Consider the following 23,129-nt stretch of genomic DNA (forward strand, 5'->3'; position numbering starts at 1 on the left):
ACCTCGGGGACTCGGCGAGCACGGCGTGCTCCACGTGAGGTCAGGGGCTTGCGGTGTGCTCCCTCCCACTAGTCTTACCGTCATGCCCGATCACGCAGTCCCCCTCCGCACGAACGGGGATCCCCTGGTGTCCAGCCCGGCCCCCGGCGAGGGGGGCGCGCACGCGCTCCGCGAACCGCGCCCGACCCTCGACGAGCGCGACGCCGGCGGCGAGCTGCCGGGTGGCGGTGACACCCTGCCGGACACCGGTGACGCGCTGCTCACCACCAATCGGGTACTGGTGACCGCACCCCGGCACCGGATCGAGAAGCGCACGCCGCTGCTGTGGGTGATGGAGGGGATCTGGTCCTGGGCGGTCCTCGCCGGTCTGCAGGTGGGGTGGTACTTCTGGGGCGACAACGTCATGGGGTTCTGGAACTGGGTCGCCGTCGCGGTGACGATCCCGTTCGCGTTCATGAGCATCGTCGTGGCGCCGTGGTGGCGCTACGTCGTGGCGCGGTGGGATGTCTCCGACACCGCGGTGTGCTCCCGCAAGGGCTGGTGGACCACCCAGTTCCGGATCGCGCCGCTCGCCCGCCTGCAGACCGTGTACACCACGCGCACCCTGTTCGAGCGGTGGTTCGGACTGGCGACGGTCAACGCCTCCACCGCGTCCGCCCAGGGGACGGTGGAGATCCGGGGTCTGAACCTGGCCGACGCGGAGACCCTGGCCCAGCACCTCATCGCGATCGCGAACCTGGATTCGGAGGACGGGACGTGACCGGGCCGGACGACAACGACGACGACGAGGTCGGCTCCTCCGTCGACACCGCACAGCCCCCCGTGGCCGAACCGGCGGAGGAGGTCTCCGGCACCGACGACCCCGCGGTGGCGGGGAAGATCGACCCGGCAGCCCCCTGGGAGCGCCTGTCCTGGCGGATGCTGCTCGTGTACCCGCTGGGGATGCTCACCCGCCTCCTCCCGCTCTTCCTCATCTCGCTGTGGCTGGGTTCCAACCGCAGCAACTACTGGTTCGAGATCGTCATCGTCTCCCTGGTGATCGTCAGCGGTGTCCTCCGGTGGCTGTCGACCAGCTATCAGGTCGGCAGCACGCACATCATCCTGAAGAAGGGGTTCTTCAGTCGCCAGGTAGTCACCGTCGCCCGCCAGCGGATCCGCAGCGTTGACACGGAATCCGACCTCTTCCACCGGGTCCTCAAGGTCTCGATCGTGGAGGTGGGGACCGGGCGGGCCGACTCCGGAAAGTCCGACGCCGAGCGGTTCCGCCTCGACGCCATCGACACCACGCTGGTCGAGCCACTCCGCGACGAGCTGCTCAAGCACCGACGGGCCCTGGACCCGTCCCTCGGCGTGGAGGACGAGGAGCAGTGGGGGTCGAAGTATGGCGAGGACATCGCCCGGTGGAAGGTGACCTGGTCGCGGTTCGCACCGTTCTCCTTCATCGGGTTCGGTGTCCTGTTCTCCCTGTGGCTCGTCACCTGGCAGATGGGCGACATGCACGACCGCATCATGGGCCTGGCGGTGGTCGAGGGGACCATCGCCTGGCTGGATTCGCTGGGGCAGCCCTGGGCGGTCATCGGCAAGGGCATCGGGATCTGGATGGTGGCCGGGGTCCTGGCGGTCATCACCTACGCCATCCGGTACGGCAAGTACGCGCTGACCGAACGTGGTCAACTGCTCTACGTGCAGAACGGTGTCCTGCGGCGCAAGCACATCGCGCTGGACAAGGCACGGCTGCGTGGTGTGGAGCTGCGGTTGCCCGTCTACCTGCGGATGCTCGGGGGCGGCCGGCTCGAACCCATCATGACGGGCACCAAGAAGGGCGCCACCGCGTCCACCCTGCTGCCGCAGGCGCCGATCGAGGACGTGCGTCGGGTGGCGATCCGCATCCTGGGTGACGAGACGCCGGTGACGGTCCCTCTGCGGCGACACCCGTGGAAAGCGGCCCGTCGGCGCATCACCCGCGGCCTGCTCCCGTTCTGGGTCGTCGCCGGGGTCATCGTGCTGGTCCGGATCGACTCGGGCCCGTCGGCAGACATCTGGGTTCGCTGGGGCATCCCCGCCGCTCTGGTGTTCTTCCTCCTGCTGTCGGTGGACCGCATCCGCATGCTCGGACACGCCCTGCTGCCGGACATGCTGGTGACGTCCAGCGGATCGTGGACGGCCAAGCGTTCGATCCTCGAGGCCGACGGGATCATCGGCTGGACCGTGACCCAGTCGGTGTTCCAGCGGACGGCCGGCGTGGCGACGGCGTCTGCCGCGACCCCCGCGGGCAACGGCGTCTATTCGGTGGTCGACATCGATGCCGACGAAGCGTGGGCGCTGGCCGAGGCGCTGACGCCCGGGATCACTGACGTGTGGAATCACGCCGGGGCCCACGAGGGCCGCGTCTCACCGTCGATGGGTGTCCGGAACGGGTGAGGGCCGCAGGGTGGCCACCCACAGCGGGATGAGGCCACCGAAAGCGAGGAGTGCGAGCGCCCGCAGGCCGATCGACACGGGCGTGTCGCCTCCGGGGCCCAGGTTGATCGCGGCGAGCGTGAGGATCCACACGAGGGCGGGGAACGCCGCCACGATCTTCCTGCCCGACCACATCGAGGCGACCCGGACCAGGAACAGCGACCAGGCCCCGGCGGCGAGGACGCTGATCGGGAGCGGCACGGGACCGACGTACATGGTCAGCCACGCCGACGCGAGCACACAGCTGGCCGCCGCGCCGACCGCCAGCAGTACCAGGGCGATCGCCAGCTCAGCCGCGGGGGCCCGGCGCACCGACGGGGCGGCGGCGGTCACGACCGCGCCTCGCCGAGCCCGTCGAGCAGGTGCGCGGACCCCGGCTGGCACTTGACGTACGGCCCGTCACTCTCGGCGCGGTCCCGCGCGATGTACCACTCCACCTGGGGGACGGATTGCAGGACCCCGTTGGTCAGCGCGAGGAACCACGGCTCGCCCTCGGGGCCGGGCACCAGCTCGAGCTGCGTCGCGTGGGCCGTCAGGGACTCGAGTTTGGCGGCGTAGTCCGCGTCGTCGAGCGGGACGCGGTGAGTGAGCCGGGAATCCGCAACGGACGGCAGCTCGTCGTCCTCCGAGTGGCGCAGGTGCGGGGGCGGATCGGGGTGGGTCCGGCTGACCTCGGACCGCGCGGTGACGGTCCACGCCACCCGGTCCGGCCGATGGGTGGCCTCCTCGATCGCGGCGTGGACCGCTTCGTGGGCCCGGATGTGATCCGGGTGCCCGTAGCCGCCCTTCGGGTCGTAGGTCACCACGAGGTGCGGCCGGAAATCGTCGAGGACGGTCACGAGCTCGTCCACCGCCTCCCTGCCCGATCCCACGAACGCGCGCGGGTGGTCGGCCGACGGGGTCCCGGCCATCCCGGAGTCCCGCCACCGGCCCGCACCACCGAGGAACCGGGCGCGGCCCACCCCGAGTGCGCGCAGTGCACCGGCCAGTTCGCCGATCCGGTACCCGCCGAGCTGGTCGGCGCGGTCCGCGACGAGTCCGGCCAGCTCGCCGCCAAGCACCTCGCCCTCCTCTCCGAGCGTGCAGGTGACCACGCGGACGTCGGCGCCCGCGGCCACCAGGGCGGCGATGGTGCCGCCGGTGGTGATCGCCTCGTCGTCGGGGTGGGCGTGGACGAACAGGGCGCGCAGGCCGGTCGCGGACGGGGTCGCGGTGGACGGTGTCATCCGGTCCTCCTCCAGGTGGGTGCGGTGTCGAACACGTCGGTGACCCGCCTCGGGCCCTGTCCGTCGAGGCCCGGCCGTGCGGGATCCGCCCCGCTCACGTCCACCCCGTCGGTGGCGAGCAGCAGGGACGGTCGGACCAGCGGCACGCGCAGGGCCAGCCCGGCGACCCGGTTGCCCGCGGCGGCCAGATCGGTGTCGCCTCCCGGACCCGCCACCCCGAGCACGCGATCGAGCTCGGGATCGCAGATCCCGGCCACGTCGCCGGCCCGTGCGGGCGCGCCGCGGCCGATGGTGCGGGACGGGGTGGTCGGGGTGGAGGTGACCGTCGTCGTGGCGCTCGTCCGCGGCGCCGGGGTCTCCCCCGTGTCCGGCTCGGGTGGGATCAGGCTCGTCACCGTGGTCGGGAGGCGGGACGGGGAGACCGACGCCGACGCCGACACCGACGCCGACGTGCGGACGACCGCAGGGCTTCCGCAGGCGAAGCGCGACTCCGCCGCGACCTCCGGCCGCCCGTCGACCCGCTGCCAGCCCACCACGCCGTCGACGAGCCCGTGCGGTAGCGCATCCGCATAGAGGGCCGCGGGGTCGAGTTCCCACACCCGGGCACCGATCCCCGCGCCGCGCAGTTGGTCGGCGACGGTGTAGGCGGCGGTCACGGCCCGGTCGTCCGACGCCTCGACCCCGAGGGTGACGGACAGCGGGGTCCCGTCGCGGCGCCACCGCGGGCCCGCGCGGGTGAACCCCGCCTCGGTCAGCGTGCGCTCGACGACCCCTTCGTCGGCGGTGGGGGTGTCGGTGGATCGCTCCGGGAACGGGAACGAGGACACCGTGGGCTCGGACTCCCCGGTGACGATCCGCCCGACCACCTCGGGGTCGATCGCCGCCGAGACCGCGCGACGGACCGCGGGATCGGTGACCGCCGGGGCGACCGCGTTGAGCGCGAGTTCGAGTTGCGCCGCGCTCTCGACCGGGGCGGTGGTGACGCCCGGAACCGTCGAGGAGACGTCGGCCGCCACCGGGTTCGCCGAGACCAGGGCCATCGACCCGGGTCCGTCCCTCAACGCGGCGCCGAGCTGGCCGGCGCCCGTGGCCCGTCGCACGACGATCTGGTCGAGCTCGGGGGCGCGGGCCCAGTACCGGTCGTTGCGGACGAACTCGATCTCGCCCCGGCCGATGTCGGCCGCGCGGATCATGAACGGGCCGGCACTCATGACGGGCAGGCTCTGCATGGATCCCTGGAACCCGTCGGGGGCACCCTTGAGGATGTGGGCGGGCAGCAGGTGCGTGAACAGAGCCTGCCAGTGCTCCGGCACGGAGTCGAAGACCACGTCGACGACCTTGCCCCCCGCGCCGGATCGGATCTCGACGATCCTCTCGTATCCGGCCGGGTCGACGACGCCGGGTTGGCTGGTCATCTGCCGCCACAGGTACTCGAAGTCCTCGGCGGCCACGGGGACGCCGTCGGACCACTGTGCCTGCTGATCGATCGCGTACCGGACCGTGGAGGGAGCGCCGGGGACGAGTTCGGCGGAGACCAACAGGTCCCGGTTGAGCACCGGCTCCCCGTCGGCACCCCGGACGAACGCACTCGGCAACAGCAGCGAGGCCACGAGGTCGGTGTCCAGGCCCTGGTCCGCGAGGAGGTGAGGGTTGAACCCCGCCTCGACCCGGCTCAACGCAAGCAGGAGACCGCCGGCCGTGAGGCTGACCGACGCACCGTCGGAGCGTTCGTCACCCACCACCGTCGGAGGCGGGGGGTCGGCGACGCAGCCGGCGACGACGACGAGGGCGAGCGCTGCGCCCAGCACGGCGGCACCCCGCCGGCGCACCGACGCCCCCCTCGTCGTCATCGTTACCGGTCTAGCCGACGGTCTGCTGCTCGCGCGACTTGGCCTTGCTGCGGGCCTTGGCCCGCTCGGTCGCGGTCAGAGCGACCTTGCGCACGCGGATGGCGTCCGGGCCAACCTCGACGCACTCGTCGCCGGCACAGAACTCCATGGCCTCCTCGAGGGAGAGGTTGCGGGCCTTGGACAGCGTCTCCGTCGCGTCGGAGGACGCCGCACGCATGTTGGTGAGCTTCTTCTCCTTGGTGATGTTGACGTCCATGTCCTCGGAGCGCGGGTTCTCCCCCACCACGACGCCCTCGTAGACCTCGGAGCCGGGCTCGATGAAGAAGTCGCCGCGGTCGGCGAGGCCCAGTAGCGCGAAGGCGGTGGCCTTTCCGGCCCGGTCCGCCACGAGGGAACCGGTGTGGCGCGAGCGGATCTCCCCGACCCACGGCTCGTACCCGGCGGACACCGAGTTGGCGATGCCGGATCCGCGGGTCTCGGTCATGAAGGTGGTGCGGAATCCGATCAGGCCGCGGGCGGGGACCAGGAACTCCATACGGACCCATCCGGTGCCGTGGTTGCTCATCTGCTCCATGCGGCCCTTGCGGGCGGCCATGAGCTGGGTGACCGCGCCGAGGTACTCCTCCGGCACGTCGATGGTCATGTGCTCCATCGGCTCGTGGACCTTGCCGTCGATGCGCTTGGTGACCACCTGGGGCTTGCCCACGGTGAGCTCGAAGCCCTCGCGGCGCATGGTCTCGACGAGGATCGACAGCGCCATCTCGCCACGACCCTGCACCTCCCAGTCGTCGGGCCGCTCGGTGTCGAGGACCTTGAGCGAGACGTTGCCCACGAGCTCCTGGTCCAGACGGGCCTTGACCATGCGCGCGGTGAGCTTGGTGCCGCCGTTGCGGCCGGCGAGCGGCGACGTGTTGACGCCGATGGTCATGGAGATCGCGGGCTCGTCGACGGTGATGGCGGGCAGCGCGACCGGGTTCTCCGGATCGGCCAGGGTGTCACCGATCATGATGTCGCTGATGCCGGCCACCGCCACGATGTCGCCGGCGACGGCCTCATCGGTGGGAACGCGCTCCACGCCCTCGGTCGCGAGCAGCTCCGAGATCCGGACCGACTTGGTCTCCGTCTCGCCGTCCGGCAGGTGGTGGATCCACGCGACCTGCTGGCCCTTGCGCAGTCGACCGTTGTGGATGCGGACCAGGCCGATCCGGCCCAGGAAGTTGGAGGCGTCCAGGTTGGTGACGTGGGCCTGCAGCGGGGCGTCGGCGTCGCCGCGGGGGGCGGGGATCACCTCGTAGAGGAGCTTGAAGAAGTCGTCGAGGTTCTCCGCGTCCGGCTCCTGGCCGTTGGCCGGCTGGGTGATGGAGGCCTTGCCGGCGCGCCCGGAGGCGAACACGACGGGCAGCTCGAGGGCGTGCTCGGCGGCGGCCTGGGCGTCGGGGTCCTCGAGGTCGGAGGCCAAATCCAGGAGCAGGTCCTGCGCCTCCTCGACGACCTCGTCGATCCGCGCGTCGGGTCGGTCGGTCTTGTTGACCACGATGATCACGGGCAGCGAGGCGGCGAGCGCCTTGCGGAGAACGAATCGGGTCTGCGGCAGCGGGCCCTCCGAGGAGTCGATCAGCAGGACGACGCCGTCGACCATGTTCAGTCCGCGCTCGACCTCGCCGCCGAAGTCCGCGTGACCCGGGGTGTCGATGATGTTGAAGACGAGGTCCGCGCCACCCGCCCCCGCGCCGTGCCGGCGCACGGAGGTGTTCTTGGCGAGGATGGTGATCCCCTTCTCGCGCTCGAGGTCACCCGAGTCCATCACGCGGTCCACGAGCTCGGCGCGTTCGTCGAACGCTCCGGACTGACGCAGCATCGCGTCGACGAGTGTCGTTTTCCCGTGATCGACGTGCGCCACGATGGCGACGTTGCGGAACTCGGTCAAGGCCATACGCTGGGTTCTCCCTCGGAGGCTTACCGCGCCCGGGGCGGCTCGGGGCCGCCGGGCGCGTAATGGGAATCAGCGGCGTGTGTCAGCCGCGATCCACAGGCGCGTCCGGTCGAGCGCGCGTGCGAATCCACATTACCTGCTATACCGGACGATCTCCCTATCGTGAGACGCTCCCGACAGAAGCACCACGGTGGTGTTATTTACATCACGCACAACTTCTGTAACATCAGCACCAGATCGCCTCTCCATCCGAGTCCCGGTGCCCGTGACTCGGGACACTTATGAGAATATCTAGCGGTCGACCGGTCGGCCCGCCAGCCGGTCCGCCCGCCCAGCCGAAGAATGGACTCGCCAGTGATCCGCCACTCGCTCAGGACCTCGTTCCGGACCCTCGGCCTCGGTGCCGTAGCCGCCCTCGCGGTCGGTCTCGCCGCACCCGCCACCGCCAGCGCGCAGTCGCTCGACGAACTGGGACGTCCGACCGAGCCCGTGCTGCAGGCGATCGAGAACCTCTCCGAGCAGCAGTGGATCCCCGAGGACACGCGGGGCACCATCGCCCGCCTCGTCGGGTTCTTCCGCGGCACCGGCGAGCCCGGGACCCCGCTTCCCGAGAACGGCCCGGTCATCGCGCAGTTCGCGTACCCGACGATCATGCAGCAGTGCATCGGCGGCGACCAGACCGCCGTCGGCGCCGCGACCGCCGTCCCCGGGCCGGCCGATCTCCCGCTTCCCGGCATCGACCCCGGCAAGCTCGGTTTCATCTTCACCGCGCTGGGTACCGAGGGAGTCGCGGCCCAGCAGGCCCAGCCCATGACCGTGGAGTGGATCAACATCTCCAACGGTCGTCGCGGTTCCACCGTCCTGACCTACAACGGCATCAACGAGGGCGGGCCGGCCACGGTCAACGGCGTCGCGGACACCGGCGCGGGTCAGGTCCTCATGCTCCTGCAGGGCGGGGTCACCACGAACCTGGAGGACGGCGGGACCGCGAACTGCGTCGCCTTCCCCACCGTGGGGACCGCGTTCGTCCGGTGACCGGCGACGGTGGCGCGCCCGTCGGGCGCAGCGCCGTCCCAGACCAGGACCTGACCGAGGCCCGTCTCGCCCTTGCCGGCGGCGGGCCTCTGGTCGTTCTCAGCGGTGCCGGGATGAGCGCCGAGAGCGGCGTGCCCACCTTCCGCGACGCCCGGACGGGACTGTGGGAACGGTACGACCCCACCGCTCTGGCCACCCCGGAGGCCTGGGCCCGCGATCGCGACACCGTGTGGGCCTGGTACAGGTGGCGCGAACACCTGGTCTGGGGGGGCGAGACCGAACGACGGGCACGTCGCGGTCGCCCGCGCCGAAGCGTACCGGGACGTCGTGGTGGTCACCCAGAACGTCGATGACCTGCATGAGCGCGCTGGTTCCAGCCGGGTCCACCACGTCCACGGCAGCCTGTTCGCCCACCGCTGTGATACCTGCGGTACACCGATGGACGTCGGTCCTCCTCCCGCCGAGCCGGTCGACCGCCTCACCCCGCCGGCCTGCGACCGGTGTGGTGGGCGGGCCCGTCCGGGTGTGGTGTGGTTCGGCGAGATGCTCCCCGGCCGGCCCTGGGACGCGGCCGTCGACGCGGTCACCTCGGCTGCCGCGGTGCTCGTCGTCGGGACCTCCGGCCTGGTCCATCCCGCGGCGTCGTTGCCCGGTCTCGCCGCGGATGCGCAGGTGCCGGTGATCGAGGTGAACCCCGGCCCGTCGGGACTCGGATCCGAGGTCGCGGTCCGGGTGCGGGCGACCGCAGGTCAGGCACTGCCCGTCCTCCTGTCCCCCTGAGCCATTCGGGCCGCACTCCCCTCCCCGAGCCGCCGCACGAACGGCTGGCGGAAACCTCCCTGGGGCCGGGAGGGCGCGCTAGCGTAGCGCGCAGGGACCCACGCCCGGTGTTCCCGCTCCTCCGTTCACGCGGAGGTCAGGACCGGAGATCACGCCATGTCTGATTCATCCCCATCCGTCCCCTCCATCACCTCGGTCATCGCCGCCGAGGTGATCGGCACGTTCTGGCTCGTCCTCGGCGGTTGCGGCACCGCCGTGTTCGCGGCGGTCCAGATCGCCACCGCCGATACCGGTGACATTCCCGTCGGCGTCGGCTACCTCGGTGTCGCGATCGCGTTCGGGCTCACCGTCCTCACCGCCGCATACGCGTTCGGACACATCTCGGGTGGCCACTTCAACCCCGCCGTGACCATCGGCGCCGCGGTCGCCGGCCGCCTGCCCTGGGCCAAGGCCCCCGTCTACATCGTCAGTCAGGTCGTTGGAGGTCTGGTCGCGGGCGCGCTGATCCTCGTGGTCGCGAGCGGCAAGGACGGGTTCGAGGCCACCGGCAGCATGGCCGCCAACGGTTACGGGGCCAACTCGCCCGATGGCTACGGTCTGCTCTCTGCTCTGCTCATCGAGATCGTGCTCACGACCCTCTTCGTGTGGGTCATCCTCGGCGCCACCGATCGCCGGGCCCCCGTCGGCTTCGCGCCCGCGGCCATCGGCCTCACGCTGACGCTGATCCACCTCATCTCCATCCCCATCACCAACACGTCGGTGAACCCGGCACGGTCGACGGCGGTGGCGTTCTTCAACGGCGGCGGCGCACCTGGCCAGCTGTGGCTGTTCTGGGTGGCCCCGATCGTCGGTGCGCTCATCGCGGGCGCGCTGTACGGCCCGTTGTTCGGCGGTCGCGCCGCGAACGGCCGATCCGCGTCCGTCTCGGCCTGACGCAGGAGGGCCCGCCGGAGACGAGCGTCTCCAGCGGGCCCTCCTGCGTCAGGCCGATCCGCGGTGCGGTGGCGGCCCGTCGGGTCAGCGCCGGGGTTCATCCCGGTCGGTCCGGCCCAGCATCTTGTCCACGATCCCCGGCTTCTCGTCCCGTCGGACATCGGGGTCGACGGTGTCTCCCGGTGTCACGCTCCCGCGCCCCGTCTCTCCGAGCCGGTCGGAACCAGCGGGATCGTCGGCCCTGGCGTGGCGCCCGCCCACGTCACCCATGCCGACCCCGGTGCCACCCGAGGTCCCGGTGCCCGGCCCGTGGGCATGGGTGCCCGAACCGATCCCGGCCCCGGGAGCCGCGGAGGAGCCCACCCCGGCTCCGGTGCCGGCGTGAGTACCGGCACCGGACGCGACACCTCGATCGGTGACGCCGCCTCGCCCCTCGTCGGAGACCCTGTCACCGGGGGTCATGCCGCGATCGTGGTCACCGAGGTGGTCGTCATGGCCGAGACCACGGCCATCGTGACGGTCGTCATGGCCCAGGCCACGGTCGCCGCCACGGTCGTCATGGCCGAGACCACGGCCATCGTGACGGTCGTCATGGCCCGGGCCACGGCCGCCGTCGCGGTCGCGGTCGCGGTCGCGGTCGCGGTCGCGGTTGAGGTCATCGGCCCGGCCCTTGGGGTCGAGCTTGTGGGCAGTCTGTTCCATCCGCCGGACGTCGTGCTTCTGCTCGTCTACGGCACCACGCTGCTGCTCGGCCTCGGCGCGGAGCTTGTCGGCCTCCGCGGCCTTGGCACGGGCCTCCTGCTGAGCGGCGCTCGCGCGGTGCTCCTGCTGGCGGGCGACGGCATCCTGTTGTTCGAGCTGGTTCTCGCGTTCACGCGCGGTGCGCCGCAGTTCCGCGGCCTCGGTGAGCTTCTTGCGGTTGCTGCTCCTGATGGCCATCGCGATGAGCGCGATGACGACGATCAGCGCGATCACCCCGATGATGATCCAGATGATGGGGTCCACAGCTGCCTCCCTTTCAGGGGTCGGGTTGCTTCAGGAACGTAACCCCGCCCCCAGACGGGTGCCACCGGTCGGGTGCCACCGCTCGTCCAGCCGCCTAGTGGTGGGCACGAGGGAGCAGGCCCGCCTCCCTCGCCTCCCTGCTGAGCCGCTCGCGATGATCGGGGTGCGCGATGGCGATCAGTGCCGCGGCCCGTTCGGCGACCGACTTGCCCCTCAGCTCCGCGATACCGAACTCCGTGACGACGTTCTCGATGATGTTCTTGTGGGTCGTGACCGGACTGCCGGGCGTGAGTGACAGCGAGATCCGGCTGACGCCCTTGGAGGTCTGGGACGGCGTCACGATGAACCCGTGACCTCCCGGAGAGAAGGTGCACCCGCGGGCGAAGTCGGCCTGTCCCCCGGCACCGGACCAGTAGCGGCCACCGATGGTCTCCGAGGCCGCCTGGCCGAACAGGTCCACCTCGCTGGTCGCGTTGATCGAATAGAGGTTGTGCTCCTGGCCGATCACTCTCGGGTCGTTCACGATGTCCACCGGGAGCATCGCCACCGACGGGTTGTTGTGGAGCCAGTCCATGAGTCGCTGCGATCCCAGAGCGAACGTGGTGACGTGCTTGAACGGTCGACCGGTCTTGCGGGAGCCGTCCACCACACCGGCCTCGACGAGGTCCATCACCCCGTCCGACAACGCCTCTGTGTGGATCCCCAGATGCCGGTGCCCGGCCAGCCGCGACAGGAAAGCGTTGGGCAGCCTGCCGACCCCCAGCTGGAGACAGGCGCCGTCGGGGACCCGCTCGGCGATGATCTCCGCGATCGCGTTGTCGATGTCCCCCGGCGGCGGTGCCTCCATGGTGATCATCGGGGTGTCATTGCGGGTCACGCCCGCGACCTGCGAGATGTGGATGTGGTTGCGCCCGAAGGTGCGGGGCATCTGGGAATTGACCTCGACGAAGAACGGCACCTGCCCGATGAACGAGGCAACGTAGTCGGCGTTGGTGCCCATCGAGAAGAAGCCGTGCTCGTCGATCTCCGACACGGTGGTGATCGCCAACCCGGGAGGCGAGAATTCCCGCAGGGTCGCGGGCACCTGCGCGAAGTCGACCGGGATCAGGTCGCAGTGGCCCCGGTGGAAGTTCTCCCGCGACCCGCGCCCGAGGAAGTAGTCGACGTGCCGGAGCCTGCCCGGGTACGCACCCTCCATGAACGGCAGGGACTCCCACGGGTCCATGTGGTGGATGGTCACGTCCTCCAGACCGTCGGCCCCCGAGTCCAGTGCGCGGAGCAGCGCCGGCGGGGCGGCGTTCTGGATGGGGACGATGACGTGCATCCCCGGCGTGACGTGGTCGAGAACCGCTTCCGCCGGGAGTTCCTCGTACTCGACGTTCCTCGTCACAGGGCACCTGCTCTCGTTGACCGGGGCGCGGGATGCGCCGAGTGGGCTCAGGCCAGCGCCGGGATGACCTCGCGCTCGAACAGGTCGAGCCCGGAGGTGTCGGTGGCGATCTCGGGGAAGTAGAAGACGCCGTACTCCATTCCGAGCGCCTTGAGCTCGGACAATTTCTCGATGATCTGCTCCGGTGTCCCCACGGCCGGAAGGCCGCGGTAGGCGCCGAGTTGGCGTTCGGCCTCGTCAGCCCCGACGTGCTTCGCCAACCGGTCCTTCAGCGTCGCCAGCCGATCCTCGACGTCCTTCTCCGTCTCCCCGATCGCCACGTTGTAGTTCGCGGTCCTGGTGATCTCGGCCGGATCCCGCCCGATGTCCTCGCAGTGCCCGCGCAGGATCCGTGACTTGTGGGCGAAGCCCTCCGCGGTGCCGTCGAAGTTGGTGTAGTCGGCGTACCGGGCCGCTGTCCGGAGAGTCTTCCGCTCGCCCCCGCCCGCGATCCACATCGGGATGCCGCCCTCCTGCAGGGGCTGCGGCTGGACGATCGCCCCGTCGACCCGGTACTGCTCGCCGTTCAGCGAGACGACGCCGTCGGACCACGCCTGCGTCATGATGCGTACGCCCTCGTCGAGCATCGCCAGTCGCTCGCCCGCCGAGGGGAAACCGTAGCCGTACGCGCGCCATTCGTGCTCGTACCAGCCCGCCCCGATCCCCATCTCCACCCGGCCGCCGGAGATGTGATCGACCGTCGCGGCGATCTTCGCCAGCAGTGCCGGGTTCCGGTAGCCGATGCAGGTGCACATCTGCCCGAGCCGGACCCGGGACGTGGTCGCACCCAGGGCCGACATCAGGCTCCACGCCTCGTGGGTCGCCTCGGTCGACGTGAGCGGCGAGGTGTGCATGTGGTCGTACACCCACAGCGACTCCCACGGCCCGGCGTCGGCGCGGGCTGCCAGGTCGGAGATGACGGGCCAGTGACGGGCGGCCGGCACGTCGACCAGATCGAGGCGCCAACCCTGGGGCAGGAAGAGTCCGAATCGCATGTGCGCGAGCCTAGCCCGACGACAGGTCCCGGGTGGCCGACCTCACCACCGGTTCGGACCGGGGATCCGACGCCGCCGGATCAGAGGGTGCGGTCCTCGTCGTCGTCTGGCGGATCGAGGGTCCCCGGGTCCAGGGTGAACCCCGGCGGACGGGGACCGTCCGGAGCGGTCCCCAACAGTGCGACGCGCACTGTCGTCTCGGTCGCACCGGCCTGGTGCTCGCCGATCCTCGCGTCGACGGGGACCTCCACGTCGGCGTCGACGACCGCGGTCTCCACGCGCGCCCCGGACCGGACCACGGCTCCGGGCAGGACCACACTGTCGCGGACCCGCGCCCCCGTCTCGATGACGGCGCCGGGCCCCACGACGGAATGCTCGACCGCCCCGTGGACGACCGCACCGTGACCGAGCAGCGAGCCGGACACCTCCGCCGTCTCCCCGACCCTCGCCGGCCCGCTGTAGGTCGAGGCGGAACGAAGCGACCAACCCGGGACATCGAGCTCGTGGACAGGGGGCTCGCCGAGCAGGTCCATGTGCCCGGCCCAGTAGGACTCGACGGTCCCCACGTCCCGCCAGTAGCCCTCGTGCCTCCACTCACGGGCATGCCCGGCCTCGACCATGGCGGGCAGCACGTTGTCCCCGATGTCGCCCATGTCGGAGTCGCCCCCCGCCGAGACGACGTCCTCGTGGGCACGTTCGAGTCGGCTGATGAGGGCGGCGGTGTTGAAGACGAAGATCTCCGCGCAGATCAGGTCGCCCTCGGGGGCGTCCGGCTTGTAGCGGTACCCGGTGACGGTCCTGTCCTCGCCCACGCGGACGACCCCGTAGCGGGAGGCGTCCTCGGGGGCCACCCGCGTGGTGACCATGGTGAGCTCGGCGAACGAGTTCAGGTGGTCGCGGACCAACTCGTCGTAGTCGAGTCGGTACACGGCGTCCGCACTGACGACCACCGTCACGTCCGGCGCCGCCTCCCGCAGGGGTTCGACCTGCTTCCACAGTGCGTCCGCGGTCCCGGAGTGGAAACCGTCCCGGCCCGTGCCCTGCGACGGGTGCAGTACGAGCAGGCCGCCGTCGAGTCGATCGAGGTCCCAGGGGCGGCCACTGCGCAGGTGGGATCCCAGGGACACCGGATGGAACTGCTGCACCACCCAGACGTCCCGGAGTCCCGAGTTGGCGGCGTTGCTCAAGGAGAAATCAATCAGTTGGTACCCGGCCCCGTACGGTACCGCCGGCTTGGCCCGGTCCCTGGTCAGTGCGCGCAGCCGCGACCCGGCCCCGCCCGCGAGGACGATGGTGACCGCCGATAAGGGCGCCATGCGGGAACTCCTCTCCGGTGGGCTGCGGGTACCCCACCCCGTCCGAGAACGACACTGTAACCGGAGCGGGCGCACACTCCCACTGCTCGCGGTATGTCGTGTCCCGTCGATCAGGCCGTGGACATCGCCACGCCGCACTCGTCCAGCTCGGCCTCTCCGTCGAAGTACAGAGCCACGTACCGGCCGGCGACCTCCGCGACCTGCATCTCCATGTCGTACACCGTCTTGAGCACATCGGTGCGCATGATCTCGGCCGGGGTGCCGTCGGAGACGATCCGGCCGTCCTTCATCGCGATGATCCGGTCCGAGTAGGCGGCGGCGATGTTGATGTCGTGGATGACGAGCACGATCGTCTTGCCCCGATCCGCAGCCGTGCGACGCAGCAAGCGCATGATCGAGGTGGCGTGCCGGAGATCGAGGTTGTTGAGCGGCTCGTCCAGCAAGACGTAGTCAGTGTCCTGGGCGAGCACCATCGCGATGTGGGCGCGCTGACGCTGCCCACCGGACAACTCGTCGAGATACCGGTCGGCGAGGTCCTCGAGCTCCATCGCCCCCAGTGCGTAGTCGATGTGCTCGGCGTCGTCCGGGCCGGGACGGCCACCGTTGTGGGGGAACCTCCCGAAGCCCACGAGCTCACGCACGGTGAGTCGGATGGACACGGCGTTCTCCTGGCGCAGCACGGCGAGACGGCGGGCCAGCTCACGCCCACCATTGACCGACACGTCGACCCCGTCGACGAGCACCGTCCCGGAATCCGCCGCCTGGAGTCGGCTCATGACTCCCAGCAGCGTCGACTTTCCGGCGCCGTTGGGGCCGATGAGAGAGGTGACGCCACCGTGCGCGAAGCATGCCGTGACCTCATGGAGGACCCGGGTGTCGCCGTAGGACGAGCACACCGACCGCGCCTCGATGCCGCAGCCGGCCGACCACGGGTTCTCACCGGTGCGGTCGCCGCGGCGTCGGAACGGGAGAAGGGACATGACGTGCCTCTCTTTCAGCGTGCGCGGTTGGTCAGGAGCAGGAACAGGAACAGCAGGCCACCGGCGAACTCGATGACGATGCTCAGAGCGGACTCCACGCCGAGGGCGCCGAGGACCATCTCGCCCCCCGCCAGGGCGATCACGCCCAGCAGCGAGGCCACCGGGAGGGTGTACCGGTGCAGGGTGGTGCCGAGCAGTGCGTACGCCGCGTTGGCGACGATGAGCCCGAAGAACATCACCGGTCCGATCAGCGCGGTCGAGGCCGAGACGAGGAAGGAGACCACCACCAGGATCACGATCGTGACCTTCCGGTGGTTCACGCCGAGCGCGACGGCGGGGTCGCGTCCCAGGAGCATCACGTCGAGCCGTCGACCGAGAATCGCCACGACGACGAGCCCCGCCACCACGATGACCCCGCACGCCACCAGAACGTCGAGTTGGACCCCGCGGAAACTCGCGAACATGGCGTCCTGGACCTGCAGGTAGGCCGCCGGGTCCAACAGTCTCTGGAAGAACGAGGACGCCGAGCGGAAGAACACACCGAACACGACACCCACCAGCAACAACAGGTGGATATCGGTCCTCCGGCCCCCGAGCAGCCACAGGTACAGCGAGGTCGACGCCACCACCATGATCGCGGTCTGACCCAGGAACCCGGAGAGACCACCGCTCGTCAGACCGCCGATGACGGCGGCGTCGCGCGGGATCATGAAGAACACGAGCATCGTCTGGATGAGCAGGTACAGCGAATCGAAACCCATCAGCGCCGGCGTGAGGATCCGGTTGCCGGTGACGGTCTGGAAGATCACCGTCGAGACGCCGACCGCCACCGAGACCAGGACGATCGCCACAGCGTGGCGCGAGAGTCGGTCTAGCGAGTAGGACCAGGCCCTCGACCCGACGGTGGCCGGCAGCCCGGAGAGGATCAGGGCGGCGATCGCCGCGACGGCGACCACGGCGCACACGATCACCACGATCCACCGACGGCGGCGGTCCGACTCCGCTCGGGTCCGTCCGTGGATGAGGCCCGCCGGCGGGGCGCTGAGGATGGCGGTCTCAGGCATTGCGCACTCCTCGGAGCATCATGGCCAGGAACACCGCGCCGCCGAGGATCCCGACGATCGTGCCCACGGGGACCTCTCCGGCACCGGGTGCGCCGCCGGCGAACAAGCCCGGAAGCGACCTGCCCACCATGTCGCAGACCAGGACGGTCACCGCCCCGAGCAGCGCCACGAGTGGCAGGCCGCGGCGGGCGTCGTCGCCCACCAGCCGGGAGACCACGTTGGGGACGACCAGTCCGAGCAGCGGGAGGGCACCCACGGTGACCACCACGACGGCCGCGACCGCCGCCACGATGGCCATCCCGGCCGCGACGACGGTCTTGTGGTCGAGGCCGAGACCGGTCGAGACGTCCTCGCCCAGACCGGCGACGGTGAAGCGGTCGGCGGCGATGTAGGCGAGGACGCCGAGCACCGCCACCAGCCACAACAACTCGTACCGCCCGGCCAGGACCGCGGAGAAATCGGCGAGCATCCACGAGTTGAGCATCTGGAGCAGATCCCGGGACAGGGCCAGGAAGGCGGCGACCGCACCGACCACGGACCCGAGCATGATGCCGATGAGGGGAACCACGAAGGAGTCCGACACCGGGACGCGCCGGATACAGGCGAGGAAGAGTGCGGTCCCGGCGAGCGCGAACACCATGGCCACGAGCATCTTGGCCACGATCGGCGCGCCGGGCGCGATGATCGCCACCACCACCAGGCCCAATCCTGCCGACTCGACGGTGCCGGCGGTCGACGGTTCCACGAAGCGGTTGCGGGTGAGCAGCTGCATCAGCAGTCCTGCGATCGCCAGCGAGGCACCCGCGAGGGCGGCGGCCGCCGTGCGCGGGAGACGGGCCTCGACGAGGTAGACGCGGTGCGCCTCGGTGAGCCCACCGGTGAGCGCGTCCCACACGGTGATGTTCGCCGCTCCGACGAACACGCTCGCGACGAGCGAGACCACGAGCGCAACGACGCCGAGCGCCGGCCACAGCGAAGTATGCTGCAGCCGGCGCTCGACCAGGGTCGTCGTCATCAGTGAGTGGTGTCCACCGTCAGGAGACGGCGGAGTCGATCTCGTCGATCATCGCCTCGAGCACCCCGAGGCCGCCCCCGACGAGGTACCAGTTCTGGCCGTCCAGGAAGTGGACGTTGTCGTTGGTCGCGGCAGCCGTGCGGTTGAAGAGCGGGTTGTCGAGCAGGGCGGCCGCAGCCTCACCCTCGGCGCCGATCGCGGCATCGCGATCGATGACGAAGACGTGGTCGGGGTTCAGCTCGGCGATCTGCTCCCAGCTGAGCGGGGCACCGTGGCTCCCCTCCGCCTCGAGCTCGCCGGCGGGGGTCATGCCGAGCTCGTTGAAGATCAGGTCGAAGCGCGATCCCGGTCCGTACCCGGTGACCTTTCCGCCGGACGTCATGAGCACGAGGGCCGTGCCGGCGCCCTCTGCCTTGGCCTTGGTGGCGGACACCATCTCGTCGATCTCGGCGAGCTCGCCCGCGGCCTTGTCCTCGGCTCCGAACAGCGCGGCGATCTCTTCGACCTTCGCGCGGTTCGACGCGATCGTCTCGGAGGTGTCCGGGTCGCCCGCGATCACCTGGTCGGAGATCTTGGCGAACTCCGGCTCCATCTCCCGGGTGCGGTTACCGAACAGGATGAGGTCGGGGCCCAGTTCGGCGATGACGTCCATCTTCGGCTCCTTGAGGCTGCCGATGTCCGTGTACTCGTCGCCCGAGTACGCGTCCAGCGCCTCCGGGAAGACGCCGGTCTTCACCAGTCCGACGACGCGATCCTCGAGATCGAGCTCATCCAGCGTATCGGCCGCGGCGTGGCTGGTGAGCACGACGCGGGTCGGCCCCTCACCCTCGTTCCCCGCGGACTGTGCATCCGAGCTCCCGCAGGCGGTCAGGGCGCCACCGGTCAGCGCGATGGCGGCCGTCGCTGCGACGATCTTGGGGAATCGCTTCATGTCACTCCAAGGTTGGTTCGGAAGGTTAGGCTCACCTTAAACACCCTCGCGGCTCCTGGGCAAGTCTTAAGTATGGCTTACCTCACCTGGGGGCGTCGCCGTGACTCACCCGGCCGGTCGGGCGAGTGGCCGTCGACTCGCCGTCCCGCGGCCTGACCGGATGCGGAGAGTCCCCCGTCGTCGCACAATCGACGGCATGGATACCGATCGCGAATTCGACCAGGACACCGACGGCGACCACGACGAGAACACCCTCGACGGCAGCGAGGGGCTGGACGCGGACGTCATCTCCACCGACGGGGAGGACCTCACCGTCGACGCCCCGGAGTCGTGGAAGCCCGTCGAGGAGAACGACACCCTCGACGAGAAGCTTGCCGCCGAGCGTCCGGACGTCGACTCCCCCGAGCCCGAGGACGGGGGAGTCCCGACGGAGCCCCACGACGCGATCGACGACCTCGACCCCGAGGGCGGGACGCGGGTCCTCGGCGAGGCGTAGCGCACGGGGGGGCCGGTGGAGCGCGGACGGGACCCGGCGCGGCCACCGCCCGGCGGGAGGAGATGTCGCGGTGAACACCCACAGCATCACGGAGGCCATGCGAGCGCAGGATCGACGCCACTTCCTCCCGCCGGAGGTCGCCCCGGACCACGAACTCGACGCGCCCCTGCCCATCGGGTTCGGGCAGACCAATTCGCAGCCGTCGACCGTCGCGGCGATGCTCGCCCTCCTGGAACCGTTTCCCGCAATGCGGGCCCTCGACGTGGGCTCGGGCAGCGGGTGGACGTCTGCGATCCTCGGTGAGCTCGGGGGCCCTGAGGCGTCGGTGTTCGCGGTAGAGCTGGTTCCCGAACTGGTGGAGCGCTCCCGGTCCGCGATCAGACAACCCTGGGTACATGTCCGGCGGGCGGAACCCGGCGTCCTCGGTCTTCCCGCACTGGGACCCTTCGACCGCATTCTCGTCTCGGCCATGGCCGACGACCTCCCCACGGAGCTGGCCGACCAACTGGCGCCGGGCGGCATCCTGGTGGCGCCCTGGGCCGGCGTGATGCACCGCGTACGACGGACGGATGACGGTGTCGAGATCACCGATCACGGGCGGTACCGGTTCGTCCCCCTCATCCACACCCGATTCTGACCTGGTGACCCCGGCCACTATCCTGAGGGAAGTTTGTCCACCTGCAGAACCAGGAGCCTCTGATGGCCGACTTCCTCTACGAGGACCTCCTTCCCGTCGGGGAGGACACCACCGAGTACCGCCTCCTCACCACCGAGGGCGTCTCCACGGTCGAGGGTCCCGACGGCCTGACGTTCCTCCGGGTGGATCCCGAGGCGATCCGGCTGCTCACCGAGACGGCGATGCACGACATCTCCCACTACCTCCGTAGTGACCACCTGGCCCAGGTCGCGAAGATCCTCGACGACCCCGCGGCCAGTGACAACGACAAGTTCGTCGCCCTCGACCTGTTGAAGAACGCCAACATCGCCGCCGGCGGGGTGCTCCCCATGTGCCAGGACACCGGGACGGCCATCGTCAAGGGCGAGCGTGGACAGCACGTTCTCACGCCCGGCCCGGACGAGCAGGCCGTCGCACGCGGCGTGTACGACGCGTTCACCCGCCTCAACCTGCGCTACTCGCAGAACGCGCCCATCACCATGTGGGACGAGAAGAACACCGGGTCGAACCTTCCGGCGCAGATCGAGATCGGCGCCAATACGACGCCGGGCGGGGAGAACGCCTACAAGTTCCTCTTCATGGCCAAGGGCGGCGGGTCAGCCAACAAGTCGTACCTGTACCAGGAGACCAAGGCGATCCTGAACCCCGAGCGGATGATGCAGTTCATCGAGGAGAAGATCCGTTCCCTCGGAACCGCCGCGTGCCCGCCGTACCACCTGGCGATCGTGGTGGGCGGTACCTCGGCGGAGTTCGCGCTGAAGACCGCCAAGCTCGCCTCCGCCCACTATCTGGACGAGCTCCCCCGCGAGGGCGCGATGACCGGGCGCGGCTTCCGTGACGTCGAGCTCGAGGAGAAGGTCTTCGAGCTCACCCAGCAGATCGGCATCGGCGCGCAGTTCGGTGGCAAGTACTTCTGCCACGACGTCCGCGTCGTCCGCCTGCCCCGGCACGGCGCCTCGCTTCCGGTCGCGATCGCGGTGTCCTGCTCCGCCGATCGCCAGGCCAAGGCCAAGATCACCCCGGAGGGCGTGTTCCTCGAGCAGCTCGAGTTCGAGCCGGGCCGGTTCCTGCCCGCCACCACGGACGCCGAGCTCGACGCCGCCACCCACGGCGTCTCGGGCACGGGCAAGGGCGCCGCGGTGAAGATCGACCTCAACAAGCCGATGCCGGAGATCCTCGCCGAGCTCAGCAAGCACCCGGTCAAGACCCGTCTGGCGCTGACCGGTCCGCTCGTCGTGGCCCGCGACATCGCACACTCCAAGATCAAGGAGAGGCTGGACGCCGGCGAGGAGATGCCGCAGTACCTCAAGGACCACCCCGTCTATTACGCCGGGCCGGCCAAGACGCCCGAGGGCATGCCGTCGGGGTCGTTCGGCCCCACCACCGCCGGCCGCATGGACTCCTACGTCGAGCAGTTCCAGGCTGCGGGCGGCTCCATGGTGATGCTGGCCAAGGGAAACCGCTCCAAGCAGGTCACCGATGCCTGCGCCACCCACGGCGGGTTCTACCTGGGTTCCATCGGCGGGCCCGCCGCGCGACTGGCGCAGGACTGCATCAAGCACGTCGAGGTCATCGAGTACGAGGAGCTCGGCATGGAGGCGGTGTGGAAGATCGACGTCGAGGACTTCCCCGCGTTCATCGTGGTGGACGACAAGGGCGAGGACTTCTTCGCCCACACCGGCGAGGTCACGCTGACGATCGGCAAGCGCCCCGGACTCTGACCCACCCGCGTTCCCGCGTTCCCGCGTTCCCGCAGATCCGCTATCCGCATTCCGGATCCGCTTCTCCATGTCGAGTAGCGGATCCGGAATGCGGATAGCGGATTTCGTAGGCCAGACGGGCGGGAGTCCGGGTCAGGCGTCGGTGCCCGCAGCCGCGGCGTCGATGGCGGCCACGTCCAGTTTGACCATGTCCATCATCGCCGCGAACGCCCGTCTCGCGGCCTCGCGGTCCTCGCCGCGCCACAGGTCGTAGAGGGACTGGGGCGCGACCTGCCAGCGCACTCCGTAGCGGTCGATCAGCCACCCGCACTGGACCTCGCGGCCCCCTCCTGCGAGCAGACCGTTCCAGTAGTGGTCGATCTCCGCCTGGTCGGCGCACCGGATCTCGAGGGAGATCGCGTCGGTGTACTCGGGCTCCGAGCCTCCGTTGAGGGCGATGAAGGGCCGTCCGTCGAGCTCGAACTCCACGGTGAGCACGTCCCCCGCCCTCGGTCCCGGGGTGTCGACGGGACTGGTGTCCACGGCGACGACGCGCGAGTCGGGGAACACCGAGCAGTAGAACTCAGCGGCCTCCTCCGCCTCGGTGGCGAACCACAGACACGTGGTCATCACGGCCATCGCGGCCTCCTCCCGGGCTCGCCCGGTCGGACGGGTCTCCCGCTCCCAGTGTCCACCGGCCCGGCGCCCCCGGAAAGGACTCGGGCATCACGGTTCGGCATCGGCGGCGGCGGTGGGCGGGGTGGGCCCGGTGGGCGGGCGTCTAGAATCGCGACATGGACAGGATGACGCGTGTCCTCGCCGCTCTCGCCCTCGCCACCACGCTCGGCGTCGGCCTCACGGCCTGTTCCGGAGACGACGGCGGCGGATCGGGTGACACCGCCGCGCCGATGACGGCGGAGGAGATGACGACGACGAACTCGGCCCCCGTCCCCGGGCCTGCCGAGTCCACGGTCCACATCCCGGTGGCCGTCGCGGATCGCTGGGAGGAACTCGGTGGCCAGCAGGGCGATCTCGGCCGGGTGACGGGGCCCGCCACGGCGGTCGAGGGCGGGTCGGTCACCGACTTCGAGGGTGGGTCGATCGTGCTCACGCCGGCCGGGCGCGCCTTCGTGGTCCAGGGTGAGATCCTCGCCGCCTACGACGAGGCGGGCGGGCCCGCGGGCGAGTTGGGTTTCCCCGTCTCCGACGAGACCACCACGGACGGCGGATGGATCTCGGCGTTCGAGCACGGCACGATCGCGTTCCTGGACGGTCGGCCGGTCGTCGAGGTCCCGTGACGATCAC

Annotated in this window: 21 protein-coding genes and 1 pseudogene; 9 read left to right on the forward strand and 13 right to left on the reverse strand. The window is 70.3% G+C overall.

Annotated features, from left to right (window positions below):
• Positions 1-82 precede the first annotated feature (82 nt).
• Both L8M95_RS03045 and L8M95_RS03050 read left to right on the forward strand, forming a co-directional pair.
• Positions 83-760, forward strand: coding sequence for a PH domain-containing protein (locus L8M95_RS03045; protein WP_260487867.1), 678 nt, complete (start codon positions 83-85; stop codon positions 758-760).
• The gene (locus L8M95_RS03050; RefSeq protein ID WP_260487869.1) at positions 757-2,421 is read left to right on the forward strand and encodes a PH domain-containing protein; all 1,665 of its coding nucleotides are present in this window, start codon (positions 757-759) and stop codon (positions 2,419-2,421) included. The genes L8M95_RS03045 and L8M95_RS03050 overlap by 4 nt, the downstream gene beginning before the upstream one ends.
• Here L8M95_RS03050 and L8M95_RS03055 read toward each other — a convergent pair.
• Genes L8M95_RS03055 through typA form a run of 4 tightly spaced genes read right to left on the reverse strand, consistent with a single transcriptional unit; the run spans position 2,392 to position 7,469 of the window.
• Positions 2,392-2,793, reverse strand: coding sequence for a hypothetical protein (locus L8M95_RS03055; protein WP_260487871.1), 402 nt, complete (start codon positions 2,791-2,793; stop codon positions 2,392-2,394). The two genes, L8M95_RS03050 and L8M95_RS03055, sit on opposite strands and share 30 nt — an antisense overlap.
• Entirely contained in the window at positions 2,790-3,686 is an 897-nt protein-coding gene (mshB, locus tag L8M95_RS03060; protein ID WP_260487873.1) for an N-acetyl-1-D-myo-inositol-2-amino-2-deoxy-alpha-D-glucopyranoside deacetylase, read from the reverse strand. Before mshB ends, L8M95_RS03055 begins: the two co-directional genes overlap by 4 nt.
• On the reverse strand, positions 3,683-5,536 hold the full coding sequence (locus L8M95_RS03065; RefSeq protein ID WP_260487875.1) for an ABC transporter family substrate-binding protein: 1,854 nt from the start codon (positions 5,534-5,536) through the stop codon (positions 3,683-3,685). The genes mshB and L8M95_RS03065 overlap by 4 nt, the downstream gene beginning before the upstream one ends.
• Positions 5,537-5,546: 10 nt before the next feature.
• Positions 5,547-7,469 carry a translational GTPase TypA gene (typA, locus tag L8M95_RS03070; RefSeq protein ID WP_260487877.1) on the reverse strand — a complete coding sequence of 641 codons (1,923 nt, stop codon included), beginning with the start codon at positions 7,467-7,469 and terminating at the stop codon, positions 5,547-5,549.
• 354 nt (positions 7,470-7,823) lie between these two features.
• Here typA and L8M95_RS03075 point away from each other — a divergent pair, with 354 nt between their 5' ends.
• The 3 genes and pseudogenes from L8M95_RS03075 (at position 7,824) to aqpZ (ending at position 10,217) form a co-directional block, all read left to right on the forward strand.
• Positions 7,824-8,504 carry a hypothetical protein gene (locus L8M95_RS03075; protein WP_260487879.1) on the forward strand — a complete coding sequence of 227 codons (681 nt, stop codon included), beginning with the start codon at positions 7,824-7,826 and terminating at the stop codon, positions 8,502-8,504.
• 113 nt (positions 8,505-8,617) lie between these two features.
• Positions 8,618-9,284, forward strand: a pseudogene (locus L8M95_RS03080) (SIR2 family NAD-dependent protein deacylase).
• Between the two features lie 156 nt (positions 9,285-9,440).
• Positions 9,441-10,217 carry an aquaporin Z gene (gene aqpZ / locus L8M95_RS03085; protein ID WP_260487880.1) on the forward strand — a complete coding sequence of 259 codons (777 nt, stop codon included), beginning with the start codon at positions 9,441-9,443 and terminating at the stop codon, positions 10,215-10,217.
• 84 nt (positions 10,218-10,301) lie between these two features.
• Here aqpZ and L8M95_RS03090 read toward each other — a convergent pair whose 3' ends face one another.
• The 8 genes from L8M95_RS03090 to L8M95_RS03125 form a co-directional block, all read right to left on the reverse strand.
• The gene (locus L8M95_RS03090) at positions 10,302-11,222 is read right to left on the reverse strand and encodes a hypothetical protein (protein ID WP_260487882.1); all 921 of its coding nucleotides are present in this window, start codon (positions 11,220-11,222) and stop codon (positions 10,302-10,304) included.
• A 94-nt stretch (positions 11,223-11,316) separates the two neighbouring features.
• Entirely contained in the window at positions 11,317-12,546 is a 1,230-nt protein-coding gene (locus L8M95_RS03095) for an acetyl-CoA hydrolase/transferase family protein (RefSeq protein WP_260489138.1), read from the reverse strand.
• A 113-nt stretch (positions 12,547-12,659) separates the two neighbouring features.
• A complete protein-coding gene (locus L8M95_RS03100) occupies positions 12,660-13,646 on the reverse strand; it encodes an LLM class F420-dependent oxidoreductase (RefSeq protein WP_260487884.1) in 987 nt (328 codons plus the stop codon).
• Positions 13,647-13,726: 80 nt separating this feature from the next.
• Positions 13,727-14,962 carry a glucose-1-phosphate adenylyltransferase family protein gene (locus L8M95_RS03105; protein WP_260487886.1) on the reverse strand — a complete coding sequence of 412 codons (1,236 nt, stop codon included), beginning with the start codon at positions 14,960-14,962 and terminating at the stop codon, positions 13,727-13,729.
• A gap of 110 nt (positions 14,963-15,072) precedes the next feature.
• A complete protein-coding gene (locus L8M95_RS03110) occupies positions 15,073-15,942 on the reverse strand; it encodes an ABC transporter ATP-binding protein (RefSeq protein ID WP_260487888.1) in 870 nt (289 codons plus the stop codon).
• Between the two features lie 14 nt (positions 15,943-15,956).
• A complete protein-coding gene (locus L8M95_RS03115) occupies positions 15,957-17,006 on the reverse strand; it encodes an iron chelate uptake ABC transporter family permease subunit (RefSeq protein ID WP_260487890.1) in 1,050 nt (349 codons plus the stop codon).
• A complete protein-coding gene (locus tag L8M95_RS03120) occupies positions 16,999-18,021 on the reverse strand; it encodes an iron chelate uptake ABC transporter family permease subunit (protein WP_260487892.1) in 1,023 nt (340 codons plus the stop codon). The genes L8M95_RS03115 and L8M95_RS03120 overlap by 8 nt, the downstream gene beginning before the upstream one ends.
• A gap of 19 nt (positions 18,022-18,040) precedes the next feature.
• A complete protein-coding gene (locus L8M95_RS03125; RefSeq protein ID WP_260487894.1) occupies positions 18,041-18,952 on the reverse strand; it encodes a siderophore ABC transporter substrate-binding protein in 912 nt (303 codons plus the stop codon).
• Between the two features lie 196 nt (positions 18,953-19,148).
• Between L8M95_RS03125 and L8M95_RS03130 the strand changes: the two genes are divergently transcribed.
• The 3 genes from L8M95_RS03130 to L8M95_RS03140 all read left to right on the forward strand — a co-directional run bounded on the left by L8M95_RS03130 (position 19,149) and on the right by L8M95_RS03140 (position 21,845).
• Entirely contained in the window at positions 19,149-19,448 is a 300-nt protein-coding gene (locus tag L8M95_RS03130) for a hypothetical protein (RefSeq protein WP_260487895.1), read from the forward strand.
• 70 nt (positions 19,449-19,518) lie between these two features.
• Positions 19,519-20,085: a protein-L-isoaspartate O-methyltransferase gene (locus L8M95_RS03135; protein ID WP_260487896.1), complete on the forward strand. Its 567-nt coding sequence runs from the start codon at positions 19,519-19,521 to the stop codon at positions 20,083-20,085.
• Between the two features lie 62 nt (positions 20,086-20,147).
• Positions 20,148-21,845, forward strand: a complete 1,698-nt coding sequence (locus L8M95_RS03140; RefSeq protein WP_260487897.1) for a fumarate hydratase — start codon at positions 20,148-20,150, stop codon at positions 21,843-21,845.
• 132 nt (positions 21,846-21,977) lie between these two features.
• Here L8M95_RS03140 and L8M95_RS03145 read toward each other — a convergent pair whose 3' ends face one another.
• Positions 21,978-22,463: a VOC family protein gene (locus tag L8M95_RS03145; RefSeq protein WP_260487898.1), complete on the reverse strand. Its 486-nt coding sequence runs from the start codon at positions 22,461-22,463 to the stop codon at positions 21,978-21,980.
• A gap of 155 nt (positions 22,464-22,618) precedes the next feature.
• On the opposite strand from L8M95_RS03145, the gene L8M95_RS03150 reads away from it, so the two are divergent.
• Positions 22,619-23,122: an LGFP repeat-containing protein gene (locus L8M95_RS03150; RefSeq protein ID WP_260487899.1), complete on the forward strand. Its 504-nt coding sequence runs from the start codon at positions 22,619-22,621 to the stop codon at positions 23,120-23,122.
• Positions 23,123-23,129 lie beyond the last annotated feature (7 nt).

Origin of the sequence: Dietzia sp. B32 (assembly GCF_024732245.1) — a bacterium.
GTDB lineage: Bacteria > Actinomycetota > Actinomycetes > Mycobacteriales > Mycobacteriaceae > Dietzia.

Coding starts and splice junctions, on each gene's coding strand:
- L8M95_RS03095 (WP_260489138.1), bottom strand. CDS start 12,546: ATGCACGTCATCGTCCCCATCCAGAACGCCGCCCCGCCGGCGCTGCTC.
- L8M95_RS03125 (WP_260487894.1), bottom strand. CDS start 18,952: ATGAAGCGATTCCCCAAGATCGTCGCAGCGACGGCCGCCATCGCGCTG.
- typA (WP_260487877.1), bottom strand. CDS start 7,469: ATGGCCTTGACCGAGTTCCGCAACGTCGCCATCGTGGCGCACGTCGAT.
- aqpZ (WP_260487880.1), top strand. CDS start 9,441: ATGTCTGATTCATCCCCATCCGTCCCCTCCATCACCTCGGTCATCGCC.
- L8M95_RS03120 (WP_260487892.1), bottom strand. CDS start 18,021: ATGACGACGACCCTGGTCGAGCGCCGGCTGCAGCATACTTCGCTGTGG.
- L8M95_RS03145 (WP_260487898.1), bottom strand. CDS start 22,463: ATGGCCGTGATGACCACGTGTCTGTGGTTCGCCACCGAGGCGGAGGAG.
- L8M95_RS03045 (WP_260487867.1), top strand. CDS start 83: ATGCCCGATCACGCAGTCCCCCTCCGCACGAACGGGGATCCCCTGGTG.
- L8M95_RS03065 (WP_260487875.1), bottom strand. CDS start 5,536: ATGACGACGAGGGGGGCGTCGGTGCGCCGGCGGGGTGCCGCCGTGCTG.
- L8M95_RS03130 (WP_260487895.1), top strand. CDS start 19,149: ATGGATACCGATCGCGAATTCGACCAGGACACCGACGGCGACCACGAC.
- L8M95_RS03140 (WP_260487897.1), top strand. CDS start 20,148: ATGGCCGACTTCCTCTACGAGGACCTCCTTCCCGTCGGGGAGGACACC.
- L8M95_RS03150 (WP_260487899.1), top strand. CDS start 22,619: ATGGACAGGATGACGCGTGTCCTCGCCGCTCTCGCCCTCGCCACCACG.
- L8M95_RS03100 (WP_260487884.1), bottom strand. CDS start 13,646: ATGCGATTCGGACTCTTCCTGCCCCAGGGTTGGCGCCTCGATCTGGTC.
- L8M95_RS03105 (WP_260487886.1), bottom strand. CDS start 14,962: ATGGCGCCCTTATCGGCGGTCACCATCGTCCTCGCGGGCGGGGCCGGG.
- mshB (WP_260487873.1), bottom strand. CDS start 3,686: ATGACACCGTCCACCGCGACCCCGTCCGCGACCGGCCTGCGCGCCCTG.
- L8M95_RS03110 (WP_260487888.1), bottom strand. CDS start 15,942: ATGTCCCTTCTCCCGTTCCGACGCCGCGGCGACCGCACCGGTGAGAAC.
- L8M95_RS03115 (WP_260487890.1), bottom strand. CDS start 17,006: ATGCCTGAGACCGCCATCCTCAGCGCCCCGCCGGCGGGCCTCATCCAC.